The 16,925-nt window shown below is 65.5% G+C and carries 11 protein-coding genes; 5 read left to right on the top strand and 6 right to left on the bottom strand.

The genetic code is table 11. The annotated features are described in order from the left end of the window. Positions 1-259: 259 nt before the first annotated feature. The 4 genes from IEZ17_RS39830 to IEZ17_RS39815 form a co-directional block, all read right to left on the bottom strand. The gene (locus IEZ17_RS39830; protein WP_189308517.1) at positions 260-613 is read right to left on the bottom strand and encodes a hypothetical protein; all 354 of its coding nucleotides are present in this window, start codon (positions 611-613) and stop codon (positions 260-262) included. A gap of 24 nt (positions 614-637) precedes the next feature. Continuing rightward, positions 638-3,598, bottom strand: coding sequence for a CHAT domain-containing protein (locus IEZ17_RS39825; protein ID WP_194505914.1), 2,961 nt, complete (start codon positions 3,596-3,598; stop codon positions 638-640). A gap of 447 nt (positions 3,599-4,045) precedes the next feature. Further along, entirely contained in the window at positions 4,046-5,260 is a 1,215-nt protein-coding gene (locus IEZ17_RS39820; RefSeq protein WP_189308515.1) for a hypothetical protein, read from the bottom strand. 1,298 nt (positions 5,261-6,558) lie between these two features. After that, positions 6,559-6,762, bottom strand: coding sequence for a hypothetical protein (locus tag IEZ17_RS39815; RefSeq protein WP_189308514.1), 204 nt, complete (start codon positions 6,760-6,762; stop codon positions 6,559-6,561). 215 nt (positions 6,763-6,977) lie between these two features. Here IEZ17_RS39815 and IEZ17_RS39810 point away from each other — a divergent pair, with 215 nt between their 5' ends. The 5 genes from IEZ17_RS39810 to IEZ17_RS39790 all read left to right on the top strand — a co-directional run bounded on the left by IEZ17_RS39810 (position 6,978) and on the right by IEZ17_RS39790 (position 13,722). Beyond that, complete coding sequence (locus tag IEZ17_RS39810) at positions 6,978-7,826, top strand: RNA polymerase sigma factor (protein ID WP_189308513.1); 849 nt, start codon at positions 6,978-6,980, stop codon at positions 7,824-7,826. 20 nt (positions 7,827-7,846) lie between these two features. Next, positions 7,847-9,652 (top strand): SsgA family sporulation/cell division regulator, encoded by a 1,806-nt coding sequence (locus IEZ17_RS39805; protein ID WP_189308512.1) that lies wholly within the window; start codon positions 7,847-7,849, stop codon positions 9,650-9,652. A gap of 604 nt (positions 9,653-10,256) precedes the next feature. Next, complete coding sequence (locus IEZ17_RS39800; RefSeq protein ID WP_189308511.1) at positions 10,257-10,853, top strand: helix-turn-helix domain-containing protein; 597 nt, start codon at positions 10,257-10,259, stop codon at positions 10,851-10,853. A 26-nt stretch (positions 10,854-10,879) separates the two neighbouring features. Continuing rightward, positions 10,880-13,015, top strand: coding sequence for a hypothetical protein (locus tag IEZ17_RS39795; RefSeq protein WP_189308510.1), 2,136 nt, complete (start codon positions 10,880-10,882; stop codon positions 13,013-13,015). After that, positions 13,015-13,722 (top strand): helix-turn-helix domain containing protein, encoded by a 708-nt coding sequence (locus IEZ17_RS39790; protein ID WP_189308509.1) that lies wholly within the window; start codon positions 13,015-13,017, stop codon positions 13,720-13,722. The genes IEZ17_RS39795 and IEZ17_RS39790 overlap by 1 nt, the downstream gene beginning before the upstream one ends. A gap of 444 nt (positions 13,723-14,166) precedes the next feature. On the opposite strand, the gene IEZ17_RS39785 is transcribed toward IEZ17_RS39790, so the two are convergent. After that, positions 14,167-16,026 (bottom strand): ATP-binding protein, encoded by a 1,860-nt coding sequence (locus tag IEZ17_RS39785; protein ID WP_189308508.1) that lies wholly within the window; start codon positions 16,024-16,026, stop codon positions 14,167-14,169. A 237-nt stretch (positions 16,027-16,263) separates the two neighbouring features. Then, on the bottom strand, positions 16,264-16,695 hold the full coding sequence (locus tag IEZ17_RS39780; RefSeq protein WP_229853086.1) for a hypothetical protein: 432 nt from the start codon (positions 16,693-16,695) through the stop codon (positions 16,264-16,266). Between the last annotated feature and the right edge of the window lie 230 nt (positions 16,696-16,925).

Raw genomic sequence — 16,925 nt, 5'->3', positions numbered from 1 at the left:
ACCACACCGGCCCTCCAGGCCGCGTGACCGAACCTGTCACCCAAACCTGCAGCAGACCCCAGCTCTACGGCAGCCGATGGCCGTGGCGAGCCGCCGCTGCCGTCCGTACCGGTGTCGAGAGGGCGTCGTGAAGTTCTTTCTCGCTTGTTTACGCTCGATCAGTGACCTCAATTGGCTTTGGCTCGGTCGCTCGTCGAACCAAGCTCACGGTGGCCGAGCACCGCGCCGTGCTTTGGCGATGCTGCTGGTCCTCCTCCCGTCAAGATTCGTCGAGCTCAATGCGATATTCTCCCCAGTTCGTCTTCACGTTTCCGTCCGCGTCAACCGTCTCCTCTTGCCAACCAATGGTCTCTTTCCTGATCCGGTGATCCTCGTCTTTTTCACCGAGGTATTTCTTGATCCGGTCGGCGGCCACCTCAACCGTGACCCCCACCGGTATCGTCAGCAGGAGCGTCACCAGGTCGACTCCGCTGGTCCGCATGGGGTCCAACTGCAGCCCGATACCGTCGGCGGAGACCTGCGCTTGTCCTGAATCGGACGCTCCAGCATCCGCCTCGATAGCTGCTATGAGACCGGCGGAGTCGGCGGTTTTTACTCGCAGCGTGTACTTCATGGGCGTTGTCCCAACTTTCTCCGCTTAGGTGGTTCGGCCTCCGCTCGTGGTTGCTTTGGGGTCACCTACGACGAACCAGGGGGACCACCAGGCGGGGTCTGCCGGTTGCGGGTTGTTATAGCCGGTGATGAGGGTCTTGGCGTCTTCGGCGCGCAGCCTGCGGCGCATTGTCTGTTGTGCCCAGGCGACTGCCTGCGCGACCGCATGCGGTCGGCTGGGGGTGGGCCACGGGCGGTTCGGGCTCTTGCCATTCAGTGCTGATACGAACAGGTCCGCGAAGAGCACTCCAGCCGGATCCGGGACGGGCGCGACGCTTGCGACGGCGGCTCGGGCGCCGGTCACCATGATGAGCTGGCGGACCACTCCCAGGAACTCGTTGTTCTCTTCTCTGGAGAAGTCGCCCGCGCTGCATCCGGTCAGCAGGAGAATGTCTGCGCCGAAGGTCCGCCCTGGGGTGTTGAGCAGATCGATGGGCCGGGTCCAGATGCCGTCGCAGGAGAGCAGCAACCCGTGCGGCTCGGCGTGACATGCCAGGTGCAGCAGGCTGGCGCTGCACCCGCGCTCCAAGAACCTTCCGCAGTCCGCGGTGGTGAGACAGTCGGCCGCGGGTTCATCGGCGAAGTGGTTTCGCTTGGTCGCCTTTACTTCTTGGTCCACGAAGAGGAGCCGACGGTCGCCTCCTCCGTCGCATGCTACGCCCAGGTAAGCGGTGTCTCGCCTGGCCCGTGCGGCGTCCGGACGGTTGTTCCGCAGATGGCGCAGGACGCCGGCCGCGGGAACGATCGAGATGGTGTAGCGCTCGCCGAGAGTGGCGTCGGGGTCGGTCAGTGTCGGACTCGGTAGCTGGTGCCATGGAAGGCCGAGGAGAAGCGACTCGGGCGAGATGATCAGCGTGTCAATATCCGCGGAGATCGGTCCGATCAGGCGCCCCGCTTGGGAGGAGTCGTTGCAAGGCAAGTTCTCGCCGTCACGGCTGGCCTCGGCGGCCTCTTTAGCGAATGCCGCGGAGACGCCCGTGGCGAGCCCGGCGGTAGCAGTGGTGCGGGTCACGATGGAGCGCAGAGGTGCGCCGGCATTCCACCGGTAACCGATGTACGCCTCGCCCGGCTCCAGGCAAGTCTGCAGCTCTTCCGGGCTGACTGGGGTGGTGCTGAGCAGTTCGATCCGCTCCGGCGCGTCGTGGTCAAGACGCTGAAACCGTCGGGCCACTTGTTGGCCAATATCTGCGAGCCAACTCTCCTTTTGTCGGAGCTCTTCTTTCATCGTTTGGACGTCACTCTCGGGGCGTCCGGCGACAAATGCCGCTTTGATCATCCGTTTTAGGCTGGTGAGTTCTCGCTTTAGATCCTTCCTGCGCGTCATCAACTCCGACAAGGCGTTGTCGTCGGCGGCGAGGCGACTCCAGGTGTCGTCCTGTAGTTGCTGGTCCTGGAACGAGCGTGCCTTGGGCGACTCGCTGAGCAGCCAGACGAGCTTGCTCCACATCGGGTCGTCGCTCATGGTGACGGCTGGCTTGGTCAACTTGCTGGTCAGGACGCGGACACCGTTGGCGACGATGGTCCGGTCGTTGATCTCCCGGTCCTTTGGGATCCGCAGGCTCGGCCGGGCCTGTTCACAGGCGTGCAAGGCCTCGACAGCAGTGGTCATCCATTCCTCAGCGTCACTCTGTGCCTGTACGACGGCGATTGTCATCCTTGCCGCCGCCGCCTCCACGGGTCGATCCGCTCGCTTGAAGGCATCTTCCGCACGACACAGAGCCGGTATAAACCGTGTGTCCGGTTCGCTGTCGAACGTGTCCGTTCGCAAGGCCTGCCCAGCCACGAACTCAGCCAGTCCCTTGCCCCACCAGTCACCAGCGGCGCCAAGGCACTCGGCGGCTCTGCCACACGTGGAGTAGCACTTCTCGCGATACTCCGGTGCGAGCCAGCTGTACTCAAGCCCGGCCTGGTACCAGCTCCATCCCGCGTCCCGCATGTAACCGACCACGACGAAGCGCTCAGCTGCGCGCTCAAACTCTGCAGCGCGCTCCTTGCGCAGATCTACCAGTGCCGATGTGTCCCCGGACCGTACGAGGCTATCGATGGCGCTCTGGCCGCGACCGAGGGCCTGCGCCCGCTGGTAGCGGCACTGAGCCTCCATACCAATATTTCCGGAGGTCGCGTACTGCTGGGCCAGCTGAAGGAACCGGTCAGCGCCCGTTCGGATATCGCCATCGAGCGTCGCCCCCAAGCCCACCAGCGCCTCCTTTTCGAGTTCGGCAGCATCGGGCAGCCCCTGCACCACTGCCAGCACCTGCTCGTACTCCTTCGCCGCCTCCTCCATTTTGTTCACCTGCTGGAGATTGTGGGCGAGTGCCAGCCGGAAGATCGCTTCGGTGTAGGGATTACCCAGCCGGCTGGCGATGTCCGCGGCCTGCCTTGCCAGGCCAAGGCCCCCCTCTGGGTCACGTTCCGCCAGCCGTTCCTGCATGCGGTAGCGGAAAGCCGCCAGGCGGAACACAAGCAGACGCGAGCTATCCGTATGGTCGGTCGCGGCGATAACTTCACTGCTCAACTCGGTGCCGGACCACTGCTTCAGGTCCGCCAAAGCTTCGAGCTTGGCCGCCGAGGCCTCCACTTCCCCGTCCTCATCCCGGCCGCGGACGAACTGGCTAATGGCCCGATCGAACCACTGGAGGCTGTCCTTCTGCCGGCCTTCCTTCATATGAGCCTGTCCGCAGCCTAAGAACGCCTGGCCTGCCAGGACCGCGAGACCATCCTCCTCCAAGATCTCCCCCGCACGGCGCAGGTGTTCGTGCGCGGCATCGCCACGGTCCCGTAGGAAGAGCTGTCTGCCAAGCTCGAAACGGGCCGCAGCTTCCCTGCCTCGATCACCCGTCTGCTTGAATCGGTCAGCATCGGCCGCAAGGGCCGAAAGCAACTGATCGTCCTGCCCACCATTGCCGCCCATTTCAATCATCTCCAGCAGCGGCTGCACTTGGATCATTGGCTGAGCTGAAGGCGGAGAGTCCTTCCGAAACCACCTTGATTCCCCCCTCTCAGGCTATCTACGCTGGCCGACACATGCCTCCTCAGAGCCTCTGACGATCCGCTGCTTCTGCTGAGTGGATCGGACTTGCGGGCCGGGTTAATGCGCACGCGACGCGTCCGCCGAGATGTCGGTGTGCATGTTGAACGCGGAGGTATATCCAGCGTGGGGCCGGATCGGCGATTCCGGCGAGGTGTCGCAGAGGTTGCCTCGGGCCGTGCTCTCGGATGGGAGGCCACCGGCAAGGCGGTCGCCCGGCGAGTTCCTGCCCCACTGGTTCAGCGAGACTTCGTTCTTCAACTGCCCGGCTGAGCCTCAAGCGGTGGGTCGAAAAGGCGGCGCTGGTGTTCACTGCGGGCCCCAGGCGCGTTCATGCCGCCGGACATGGTGACCACGGCTTCCAACTCAGCTACGACGCAGGGGTTCCGGTGCCCTGCTTGGCCGGGCCCTGCCATGTCGGTGAGGATGCGAGCCTTGTGCGGGGCATGCGCATGCACCACTGGCGAGCACGCGCCGGCCAAGGCCCGGCACGTCGTCTAGGGCGGGGTCGAGGGCCGTGACATCCTGCTGGAACGTGCTCAGCCGTCGAGGGGCAGTGCACACGTCTAGGAGAAGGCCGGTGAACTCCTTCCAGGCCCGCGCTGCCGGATGGCAGCTGATGGCCTCGGCCCGCTTCAGGTACTCGTCCGTGCGCTGGTTCGACGCCCGAACTGCCTCAACGTGCCGTACGTCCGGATCTTCGACCCCAGTTCGCCGGGCCAAAGCCAGTGCAGGGGCGGCTTCCACAAGGACGGCCAGCACGTCGCGGACCGTGCAGATCGTCGAGTACTCGACCCGTTCCATCGTCTGGACCCGGTCCTGGACTGAGGGCCAGTGGGGGCGGCGGAAGAATGGACTCTCGCCGTCACCTTCTACCTCTCGTTCTACCTCTCGAGCGGCCTTCCTCAACTCGGCGAAGACCTGTTCGCCGTACCCGTCAGCGAGCTCCGGGAACGACTTGCTGACTGCCTCCACGATGGCGTCGGCGCCGAACTCCTCGAAACCTAGGACAGTGGCCACGGAGAAGGTCGCGAGACCGTCAGCGTCGGCGAGGTTCCACGGGGCATCCGACACCGTCGTGCCCGCCCGGTGCCTCCTGTGGTTCGCCTGGCGGTACAGCTTGCGGAAGTAGCGGTGAGCCGACTCCAGAGCCGCGTCCATGGCCCGGTCGGGGCAGCCGCCACTGGACTCGACGGCCTTCTCGATGACGGCACATGGCTGGGAGTCGTCCCGGACGATGTACCAGGCCAGAGCCCGTCGAACCGCACGCTCGGGCAGCGGTACCGAAGTGGCCACGAAGACCTCACCGAACCGTGAGTGCGTGGTGAAGACGTGGAGCACCGCCTGCTCCAGGGGCCTCTTCTTGACGGTGGCCAGAGCCAGGGCCTCAGCCACCACGAAGGTCTCCGGCAGGAGCCCCGAGGTGGATCCAGACCCACGCCCCACTCCCTGCTGTTTCCTCCAGGGCAGCGCACCGAACTCCCGCCAGCGGCGGATCTTCGCCCAGCTCACCGATAGCCCGTGCTCCGCGAGCTGCTCACGCAATCGCCGTTCCGCGTCACTGGGCTCCTTCCACGCCACGGGGCCAGTCTAGTTAGAACCCCGCGATTCCCCGGGGTCCTCACGGTGGGGCGGGTTGGCCTAATGGGGCCCTACGCCATACGCCTGCCGCGCGTCGTGCGCACGGCAACCAGCCCAGAGGGGAAGATCCAATGACAGGCCGTTTCCGTAAGGGGCCTCGACGCATGCTTAGGGCCGCGGGGTTCGCCATGGTCCGAGGTGCTGCGTACGCAGTCGGCAGCGCCGCCGTGACCGGGGTGATCTGGTGGTTCCACTCCTGGTAGTCCGCGGTCAGCCGGAGTGCGAGGTCAAAAAACGGTGGCAGCCTCGTCCGCACCCGTGCCCGGTTCGGATACACCCGCCCGGCACCACTGACGACGGTCGGCCGCGCCGCCTCACCATGGCGAAGCCGTGGGCATCTTCGATGCCCACGGCCAGGTCACCACCGAGCAATACCTGCGCGACATCGCAGCCCAGGAACTGCAAGAGGTCCACTTCAAGGACCTCAGCCGCCGGACCAGTTGATAGTCGCGCTGGCTCGAGCGTGCCCTCCGCGGCGATGCGCGAGGTGTGGCCAACTGTGATGCTCAGACCGGTCAACTCGGGCGCTCGGTCACAGGGCATCAGGCCGGGGCGCCCCAGTGCCTACCCGCGCCTGGAGGAACCGGCCCAGGTGACGAAGGGAAACGGTTGTGCCGGGCACCAGCGGATCACAGCTCCAGTCGGCGGCTCAACGGCAGCCCCGCCATCCGATTCCCCCCAAGGCCACCCTGAGGCGGCATTCCGAGACGCCGATACCCGACCGCTCCTCCAGTACGCCCGAACGCACGCCTTGCCCAGGCCGATGAGGCACCAAAGTGGGGGATGGCGCGTACCGAGCCCTTTGGTACCCCCGACGAGGATCACTGTCGTACATACCTCATCAGATATCAGAGTTCAGTCGAGATAGATGAGATGCTGCTGACAACAGGCCAGGCCGCCGAGGAACTCGGCTTCACCATCACCTCCTTCCGCCGCCTGATCCACGTTGGCCTGCTGCCCAGGCTGGACCACCGCGGGGTGCGCACGGTGGTCCCCGCGGATGTTGTCACTGCCCTGCGAGACCGGACCGCGGCGCCGATGGACCGCCGCAGCTGGAGCCGCTGTGCGACGAGATTTTGGACATGCTCGGCCAGGGCGACCGGGACGACGACATCGTGCTCTTTGCTGTCCGCTTTGGCGATATCGAAGAAGCGGCGGCATGAGGGTCAGCTTCGTACCAACGATGGTCATGGAGCCCCTTTGGCCCCGCACTTGTTCGCGCGAGGCCTTCGCCGAGCTCAGGCGATGATCGAATTGAAGAAGAGCACAGCGCCGACGAATGCAGCGCCTCCTGCCAGGAATCCGCTTGCCAGAGCGCCGCCGGCCAGGACGGTAAGTACCACTGCTGCGATGGCGGTCAGGACACCGAGCAGCAAGATGACCGCAGCCCGCTGGCTGAGCAGCGAGGATTGCGAGGTGGATCGAGGCACCGTCAACTCCATCTGAGGTAGGGAATGCGCCCGTGTCGCCGGGAGCAGTGGTGCAGGAGGTATAGGCGTCAGCTGCCGTAGCCACCCCCTGTGACGTGAATCACCGTGGGTGATCGAAAAAATGTGGCGGCCGGGCCGGGGGGAGAAGGTTCCTCCGCGTCTATGACCTGCGTGAGGCGGTTCGCATGGACCGTCGAGTCCTGCTGCGGCTGCCATAGGGAGCGAATGTGCCGGAAGCGCTCGAGGGCGGCGAGAACACCGCCTGCACCCCTTCGTGCCCCCTCGAGGCGGAGGATGCTGAGCCGACGCCGGAAGACCTTGCCTTCCTCGACTGGGAACTCGGCGGAGAGCAGCGGGAGTACGCCCGCGCCCAGCGCCGGCAGGCGGACGGAAAGATCATTGAGATCCTGCGTGCAGATGGCTTCGAGGGCCCCCGCTACCAGAAGACCGTCAACCGCCTTTCGGAATACGGCTACCACACCATGACCAAGTGGGCTGCGAGCGGCGAGGTCTTCCACAAGGCCCGCCGGGCTGGCCGGCCCGTCCCCATGGAGAAGATCACCCTCAGGTGGACGCACGAGGACCGACAAGGCGTCGTGGTCGACAGTGTCCTCGGCGGCTTGCACGTCTTTCGCAACTACGGACTTGTCCAGGGACGCTGGAACCCCGACGGCGGCGCGAACCTGGACACTTACTTCATGGGTGCAGTGATCCGTGCCTTCCCGCGGGTCTACATTCGCTGGTTCGACAGTCACCAGCAGGGGCAGGCCGAGCTGGACTGTCCGACCGGTGCCGATGCGCCGACCGATCGGTTCTCCCTCATCCCAGACCAGCGGGCCACCGACCCCAGCTACTTCGCGGTGACCAACGACTACCTCGGCCGCCTCCTCCCCCTGGTGAAGGACCCGCAAGTCCGTGAGGCACTGGGGTGGCGGGCCTTGGGGTACACGCAGGCCCAAGCCGCGGAGCACGTAGGCCTGACGGAAAAAGCCCTCGAGCGCCGCATCTGCCGCATGCGTGCCCGGCTCAATCACCAGGTACGTCAGTTCGCACTGGGAGAGGGCGGAGCACGATGAATGTCCGGAGTGAAGGAGCCATGGATAACTTCACGGCGACGGAAGACTACGACGACTTCGACGCCCTCCTGGAAGCCTCCAGCCTGGGAACGCCGCGCGTGCTTGCCGCACTGGGCACAGCCACGCCCGACGCACGTCGACGTTTCGACCAGGCAGCCCGCCACCCGCAGACCTGCAGCGAAGAACCCGGGACCACGCCTCGACACGACGGTGAAGCGCTGCCGCAAACCGCTTCCTTGGCAGAGAATGCCGCCCATCGTGAGCCGCAGGAGATGACAGAACAGCGCAACATCGAGGTGCGGTACCTTGCCACTGGAAGCGGGAAGTCAGCCACCATTGCCAGCTTCCTCCGTCACCTACAGTCCGCCGGGGAAAGCGTCGACAACGACATTGTCTGCCACCCGACGCTCTACTTCCTGACCCCTCATAGCCAGGAAGATCTTTTTGCCCGACTGCGCACGCCCTATGAACGCGACGAGGGCACCAACCCCTGGTCGCCACAGGCAACGGCGTACTTGAAAACGCTCCTGGCGAGGCAAGCGGGCACAGCGCCCGCAGATACCCTCAGGCCACGTCACGAGAACGCCTCGACGCATCACCGACCCAACCCATACCCCAGAAATGCGCTTCCACGAGCCATCGATTATGAGACCGTGCGTCAGGAGCTCGCGCCACGCATGATTTGCGACTGCACTGACGATCTCAAGCGAACTGCTGGACGAGAGCACCAGGCACACTCGTTTACCAGGGTGCGCCAAAATACCCTGGACGCGATTCTGCACAACGGATGGGAATGCAAAGAGCCGTCATGTAGGGCAACCAGCAGATCGCCTTTCGCTGGTGAGCACTTGTCGTACACGCAGTGGCAAGCTTTTGCGGCTGGCCCCTTTCGTTTGTTCCAAGGCGCCGGATTGTCTGAGCCCCTCAGCCGCCACCGACCGTTCCCTTTCTCGTCGTGGGACAATCTGCCGTGGGAAAGGGTAACTTGCCTGCGGCTCATGGAGGATCCATGCGTCCTGCGCGCTCGTATTGCTGTCTGGCTCCAACACGCACATCGTCAGCTAGTTTCACTTCTGCAGTATCAGCAGTCGTGGTCCGCGGTCTCGAAGCAACTGTTGCGTTGGTACATGCAGCAAGCGGCGCTTGCCGACGAAGGATTGTCACTGCTGGTTGGTGGCGACGTCGCTGCAACCGGGCGAGCGTTTTCCAACACACGGCCGAGCCCATCGCTACATGTTCTGTGCCTGTCCAATGCAGGCTCACTGCCTTCGCAGGGCATTGCTTGCCTGCCAACGTGTGGCGGGCACAACAGGGCGGACAAAACGGGGATCCGCCCATGGCAGCTGCAGCCAGAGGCGGACACCAACGAGCGGGAGCACTTGGGTGAGCTGACCGTTCAAACCGAAATCGCAGGGAAACTCCACCTCGCCGGGAAGGGCGACTCGACGCTTCCGCTGGCCACGAGCCTCTTCTATCGAGCAGCGGACCCCTACGCGGTGGAGGCAGTATTCACACTAAACGGAAGGCCTGTCAGGTGGATGTTCGCCAGAGACCTCTTGGTTGAGGGCATGCATGGTCGAACGGGCGTTGGTGACATAGCTGTCTGGAGCAACAGCGACTCAGAGGGGGCGCATACTTTCATTGAACTAAGCCCACCATCCGGAACAGCTCTCGTCTCTTTGCCGCACAGTCGCGTAGAGGAGTTTTTGAATCAGTCCACCGCAATCGCCCAGAAAGGCGCTGAGTACACCCTCGCCGACTCCAGCTTGCATGACCTTGAGGCGCAGCTGAACCAGTGCAGCACTCTTCCAGGAGGCTGGGGCTAACTTGCCTGCGAACCCTTCGCAGCAGGTACAAACCGCCTGTGCAGCTCGGGGCCTCGTCTGGTTCCCGGAAGAAGTCGATCTTCTTCACCAGATGAGGCCTCAGCGCCGCGTGTCGCGTCCTGCACGCCCCGTCGGTATCGGCTCAGGAGCACTCTTCCTCCCAATTGGTGACGGTGCGTGACTCGAAGACTTGCGCTCAAAGAACGGGGCGGCTGTGCTGGACTTCCCGTTGGCGGTGGTTGTGGACCAACGGGGCCTGTATGCGGACTGTCGCAGCACAAGATCTCCAGGCCGGTGCGACGCTTCTCCTGGCGGCTGCCCAGCACGACCAAGTCGAGTGCCTGCGCGCATGCTGCGGAGAACTGGCCCTCGCTCGTGGCCCCCGCCGAAGCGTCGGAAGGCAGATGTCTGGCTCTGGGCCACCTGACTCCACCGCGGCATCAGCGGACCACCGGCTTCTTGCGACGCTCTGCGGGCGAAACTGCGGCGCCGCGCCGCAGTTGCAGGGTAGCTACCGCCGGTAGCCCCGTCGTTGACCCCGACTCCTCAGGCGACTAGTGTCATAGCCGAATCAGATATTTGAGTCTGCTTGTAGAGGTGCTGCGTGCTGCTGACAACAGGACAGGCTGCGGAAGAACTCGGCTGCGCCGTCACCACGTTCCGTCGACTCGTGCGCGCCGAACTGCTTCCAGGCCTGTCGCACCGCGGCGTACGCGTCATGGCCCCCCTTGAGGTTGTTCAAGCCGTCCGTGCTCGGCACAGGGCTCCGCTGGAACAGCTGGTCGTCAGAGAGGTCGCTGTGCTGCGGGTGGATGCCGCTCAGCGGGTCCAGGAGCCGGACCGTGACTGGATCGGCTTCTCTACCTCCCTCACCCCCGAAGACATGCTCAAGGCATTGCGCGGCTGGTGGCGTTGCGACGCGGCGAGTGTGGCGGCTGGGGGAGTGCTGCCGGTGACCTTGGCCGGGTATGTCGTCGCGGTCCTCACCAGCCTGTCTCAGTGGGAGAAGAACGAGCACGGCCGACATGCCTTTCCTGACGCCGTCCTGGCCGGCTACATCACCGACCTCACCCGTCCCACCAAACACCTGACTGCTACCGCAGCCCAAGACCGCGCGGTCGCCGACCTGCTGCTGGGTACCCGGCTCACTTCGCACTCCGGCGGGGCGATCGCCTACGTCGCTACGAACAACGCCAGCTGAACTTCACGGCCTGAACGAGGACCCCGATGGACAGCAAGACCTACACCGCCGCTCTCGCCGAACTGCGCGCCCTGCGTGATGAGATCAAGAAGAAGCAGGCCGAGGTCGCCAAGCTCGAAGCGCAGCGTGCGCGCCAGATCTCCGCGCTGGCCGCCTACGAGAAGGCCAAAGCGGACCGCATCGCGCCGGCTGCCGGCCTGAGCCTGGCCGAAGTCGTCGCCATCGCCCCGATCCTGGCCCCCGAGAGCCTCACCACCCCCGCCCCGTCACCCTCCACGGCCCCTGCCCCCAGCCCCGAAGCCGACCAGACAGCACCCGCCGCTCCTCAGCCGGCGCCGGCTGCCCTCGCGCCGGATATGACCGCCACAGCCACCAAGCCCCCCACATCCGCCGCGTCTACCGACGAGCCACGGCCCTCTGCCGTACCCGGGCCCGTGCTCCGCGACGCGACGCCCGAGGCCCCGCGGGTGTTGCCGTCCCTGCCCGAAGGGCCTGAGGGCGACCGCTGGGTCGGCCATACCGCCAACCTGGCCTCCACCCGCCCGAACTTCACCCAGCAGGCACGCTCCACCGCCTTCCTCGACACCACCACTGGCATGCTGGTCTACCGCGACCAGACCCACCACCTCGACCTTGGCAGCCAGTCGGCCGCCGACATCCTCCAGGCCGTCTTCCACACCATCCCCGACGGCGTGGAACGCCTCTACATCACCGCAGGCGACCCCTGGCACCGCGACGCCGACCGCTACCCCTTCCTGCGCGACGCTGTCGCCGCCTGGCTGAACGCTCCCATCCCTGGCTGGCGCACTGACACCGGCCGTGGCAAGGACCGGATGGCGGGTCACTTCGTCCACGCCCGCAACCCCGTTGCCCGCTACCAACGCGAAGACGGCCAGCAGCACGTCGAGATCCGCTCGGTGGGGGAGTGGTTCGACCCGGAAGGAGCCGACCCCACCGTCATTCGCGACGCCTTCGTCCTGCTGTGGAAGGCCTTGCGCGCCCACTGGTCCGATGCCGTCATCATGGGCTCCCCCTCCCAGACCGGCCGTGACCTGTGGACCCGCACCATCCCCGCCCGCGGCCAGTTCGCCGACGGCTACCCTGTCCTGTCCGAAGAACTCCGCGGCCTCCTCCACGCCACCGCAGGCCAGGGCCGCACCGAACTGCTCACCCCGCCATCGGTTCCCGAGCAGCTGCCGGCTCTGGTCGAATACGACCGCACCTTCGCCTACGCCAAGCACACCTGGAAATCCCCCGTCGGCACCCCTCGCCGCATCACCGCCGCCACCTTCGCCTCCTGGAGCGAGAAGGAACAGACCAAGGCCCTCTTCGGCTGCGGCCACTGGCAGATCCGCGTCACCGTCCCCGACACCTGGAACCACGTCGGCCTCCTGCCCGCCCCCGCCCCCGCCCCCGGCGAACGCGCCTGGCACTACCCCCGCACTCCTGGCACCACCTTCACCACCTGGGCCGGCGGCCCCGAGGTCTACACCGCCCTCACCAACCCCCTCACCCCGTGGAAGATCGAGATCCTCGACGGCCTGCTGTGGGACGACGGCAAGCCCCTGGATGACTGGTCCAAGAAACTCAAAGAAGCCTGGGCCTCCCTCTCAGCCCAAGCCAGCCTCCACGGCGACCCCACCCAGCGCCACGCCGCCCACCTCGCCTCCCGCGCCGTACGCGCCCTCCTGCTCTACGGCATCGGCTCCTTCGCCCAGCGCCCCCGCACCGTCACCGGCACCACGCCCCGCACCGCCGAACGCGATATCCCCGCCGACGCCGAAATCATCGGCTTCGACGACGACCACGTCACCTGGCAACGCGCCACCGGCTTCGCCCGCGACCCCAACGCCCACCCCGAATGGGCCGCCGCCATCTGGTCCGGCGCCCGCGCAGCCCTGCTGTCCATGCGTATGCGCGAGGACAACACCTACGTCGGCGCCCTCCACACCCCACCCGGCACCGTCGTCGCCTTCCGCACCGACGCCGTCTACCTCACCGCACCCCAGAACTGGCCCTACCACGGTCAGCCCGGCGAATACCTCTACAAAGGCCACCTGCCCGGCCCCATCCCAGCACCCACCACCGAGGACGAACTCCTCGCCCTACGCGACGCCGGACGCGCAGCCCTCCACCCAGCCCCACACGGTGGTGACGCCTGATGCCACCCCAACGCCGCAGCCGTAAGCCAGAGTTGAATGAAGCAGCCCAACTCTCCGACGAACTCCGCGCCGCCGGCTACACCAAACGCGACATCGCCCGCATCATCAACCGCGACCCCTCCCTCGTCTCCCAGTTCTACACACACCACAAAGGCGCCGCCTTCGTCCCCGCACTCCGCCACACCCTGACCGCCATCCACGCTGGCATCACCGACACCAGCGAACTCGCCGCCATCGCCGCCCCCCACATCACCCGCCGCACCACCGCAGCCGGCACCCGCGCCCGCGTACGCACCAAAGCCGTCCTCATCACCCCCACCGGCACCGGCACCGGCCGCGCCGGAGCCCAAGCCATCGCCTCCGGCGCTGCTCGCCTACGCCCCCTGGTTGCCGAAGCAGCCCGCCAACGACTGCGCCTCGCGTTCACGGTGCGCATGCCGAAGAGCGGGTTCACCCTGGCCTCCGGCAGCCGCGCGGACTCGCCCGGTATCCGCCGCGACGTCGTCCAACGCACCGACCACACCGAAGAACGCTCCTACGGCTCAGCCACCACCGGAGGCTTCGACGCCACCGAATTCGCCCAACGTGTCGACGCAGCAGGCGGCGACGTGACCGCAGCCGTCCAGCAGTGGCTCTTGGAGACAGGCCGCATCCACCCCGGCGCCCACATCACCCACCTGGAAATCCGCACCTGGCGCCCCCGCTGATCGCCCGAGTCCCGCTCGACGCGCATAGCCGCAGCAGCGAGACGCAGTAACGCAATCCCGAACACGCGCGGCAGCGAGCGTTCGAGTAAGGGATTGCCCTGTCTCCCGTCGCAGGAACGGGATGCCCGACTTTGCGGTGCGGCATGCGAGGCCACAGACACGCTCAGCATGTGCGGCGGGCCGTTTGGACGCTCAGGCGAAGGTATGCAGAAGCACCCCTGGCTCACCCGGACGATATCCGCGCCGTGATCAGTGGTGTACTGCCACCGCCGTGGGTGGCTGACGCAGATGGTGCGGGTGTGGCAGGGCTGCCGGCCGGCTCTCGTGGAATGCCCCATACCGCCAAGCCCTGCACACCACTGCCCACACCCAATTCTGAAACCGCCTGCCGACGACCACGGCACGCCCTCATCACGGCCGGGTCGGGCCTGAGGAATGGAGGGTTCACCACGACAGGTACCACCAGCGACCAGTGGTGAGCTGACGACGGATCTCATCGGCCTCTTCCGTGCGCCCCAGAGAGGCGAGCACCTCAGCGTGGAGTATCCGGGTCTCGTAGAGGCTGTCGATGAACACCGTGGTCGGGAGGGAATTTGGGGTGGCCAGATATTCTGCGCGATAGATGTCTAGACATTCCTTGATTGCAGCCAGGGCTTCATACCAGTTCTTTTGTGACGCGAGCACTTGGGCCTGCCGGTACAGTGCTACGGCGAGTTCGCGCGCATAGGCCACCTGGTGGAACTCATGGGCCAGCCTCCGGTATAGGCCCACCGCGCGTGCTGCTGTCTGCGATGCGCTCTCCAACTGCCCGGTCCTCCTCTGCAGGGAACTGAGAGCGCTCAGCGACTCGGCCTGTTGGCTCACGAAAGCATCCGCGGGCTCGTGGGCTCCCAGGGCGTGGTAGAGGTCCAGTGCGAGTTGGGTCGCTTCCAGCGCCTTTTCCAATTCTTCTGCGTCTTCTGCCATGTGTAGGTACTCACCGAGGCCCTGCAAGCTCGAAGCGACATCTGCAGCAAAGGCGGTCGGAAGGTGGGCGATGTCAGTGATGGCAGTGAGTGTCTTTCCGGCAGCTAGCGCCAGATGGGGATGATCCGTGAGCAGTGGAACGAGTTGACCGGTGGCGATATGTGGCCATCGCTGAGATGTCTCGATCAAGGTAGACACGGCAGGGCGGAGCCACGCTGGCCACGTGGAAGCGGCCTTCTTCTCTTCGCTCTGAGTGGGGGTGGCCAGCAGATGCACGGGGGCACGCAGTGCCCATGGCTCCGACGTCTCGAACGAAAGGGGATCTCCAGGGGTGATGAGGGCCAGATAGTCCTGGGCCAACCAGTGCGGATGCAGGGGTTCCAGGACGGTGTGGCCGTTGAACGGTGGGTAGGCGGTGGCGTGGTCCGCGAGGACCTGACCGCTGTCGGCTGACCCGCGGTCGAGACAGGCCAAGGCATCAAGGCCTGCGTCGTGATCGAGGGCGCTGGTCAGCGCCGCCGTGTAGGTGGCGAGGGCAAGTTTGCCGACCGGGAGTCGAATGCGCTGCCCCTCGTACAAGTCTTCCCAGTAGCGGCGTTCGCGATCCAGGAGGTACGAGGAGATGGCGGCGGTACGTTCTGGACCGGGTAGGAGGCGTGCGCATACTTCGACTAGAGCGGACGTGTGAAGGGCGAGAACGTGGCGGAACCTGTCCCACTGATGGATGCCCAAGGGGGACGTACCAGGGAGGCCGTCGTCGATGGCCAGCATCTTGGCGAAGCCGTCTCTGGCAGCGCAGAAGAGCTTCTCGGGGGCGATCTCCTCCGTCAGCGAGGACAGACCAATACTGCGAGTAGGTAATCCACGGTCGCGCAGAGCGTCCTTCAGAGGACTCCACCACCCGCGGACCGACCGGGCTATCAGCAGCACCCTTGTATGACGTCCATCGCAAAGGTCAAGCAGGCCCAGCAGGCCGTCCTTCGGCCAGCATTCCGCGCGATCGACGATCAGCAGAGTTCGGACCTGTTCGGTGCGTCGACCACCGGCCCTTACCTTTGGCCACCCGACCGGCCCAGCCCCCGGGCTGGTGGTGTGCCGTGCTTGGAGAACCTGCCAGCCGCATTGGTCACTGACTTGGGCAAACTGTGCGGCCAGCCGTGACTTCCCCTGCCCACCAGGACCATGTAGAAGCAGCACGTCTAACGACTCGTTCCCGTCACGCCACTGCGTCAGCCTCGCGAGCTCATCTCGGCGGCCGACGAAGTCGATCAACTCGTAGCGGGCGTCGAGTAGAAGGCCAGGCTCCTCGCACGCCTTGTCCGGGGTCAGCCTCGGCATGGTAAATGGAAATCTCTGAAGCTGACACGGCCAATGCGGAGCAGAGAGCCCCACATTGCCGATGAAGACTCCGGAGTTGGCCACCGAGCCTGCGGTCGCCTGCGCTGAGCCGGTTCGGGACACCATCACTGAGAGCCATCGCGACCACGCTTTTCTCGCCACCCGATGCCCCCTCGACTGATCGTTGTTGGCCAGATCTCGTCACGCCCCGGGGCACTCCAGACGCCCACAAGCTGTTCAGTTCAGGCGGATTCCCGTGTTGGCATCGCCGCCGCCTGACGCCTCGGCTCGCCCCGTTCCGTCCACCTCGACAGACTCTTGCAAGCCAGCGGCTGGGCCGGTTACTCCTGTGTTCGCTGAGGCATCGGAACCGGCCCGCGCCTCACCAGTGTTCGACACGCGCACAACAGCGGCTTGCCTGCCGGGCAGAGCGGCCCATACCGAAACCCCCAGAGCCGCCAACCCCACCAGGGCAGACAGCACGGTGGCCAAGCGGTTTGCCGTGTCCCACTGCAAGAAACTGAATGAAGCGCCCGCCGCCACCGCGAGCCCCGTCGTCAACAACGCCACACGCCGCGCATCCATGCCGACATCATCCTGAACCTGCCAGCGCTGCGCGAGCGATTGTTCAAATCGATCTGGCGACCGCCTTCCAGATGTCTCACTCATCGCAGACGGGCAGGTTGGACAAACCTCGGCTCCGATGTGAGTGAGCGCCGTACCGGGGCTGGCCTACTCGCCGGGCTCGGGTCAGCAAACTACGCCCTGGCTGGCTCGGGTGTGTGCTGCTGGCCTGAGTGGATTCGAACGCGGTCCTCTTCTCGCCATTTGAGGTCGCCTTGTGCCTCCCCTCGTAGTGTGGAGATGTCCGCTATGAGGAAGTTCGATGGCAGAGATAC

Origin of the sequence: Streptomyces albospinus (assembly GCF_014648695.1) — a bacterium.
Classification (GTDB): domain Bacteria; phylum Actinomycetota; class Actinomycetes; order Streptomycetales; family Streptomycetaceae; genus Streptomyces; species Streptomyces albospinus.
The sequence above is the reverse complement of the archived record's forward strand: the minus strand, read 5'-3'. Positions and strand labels throughout refer to the sequence as shown.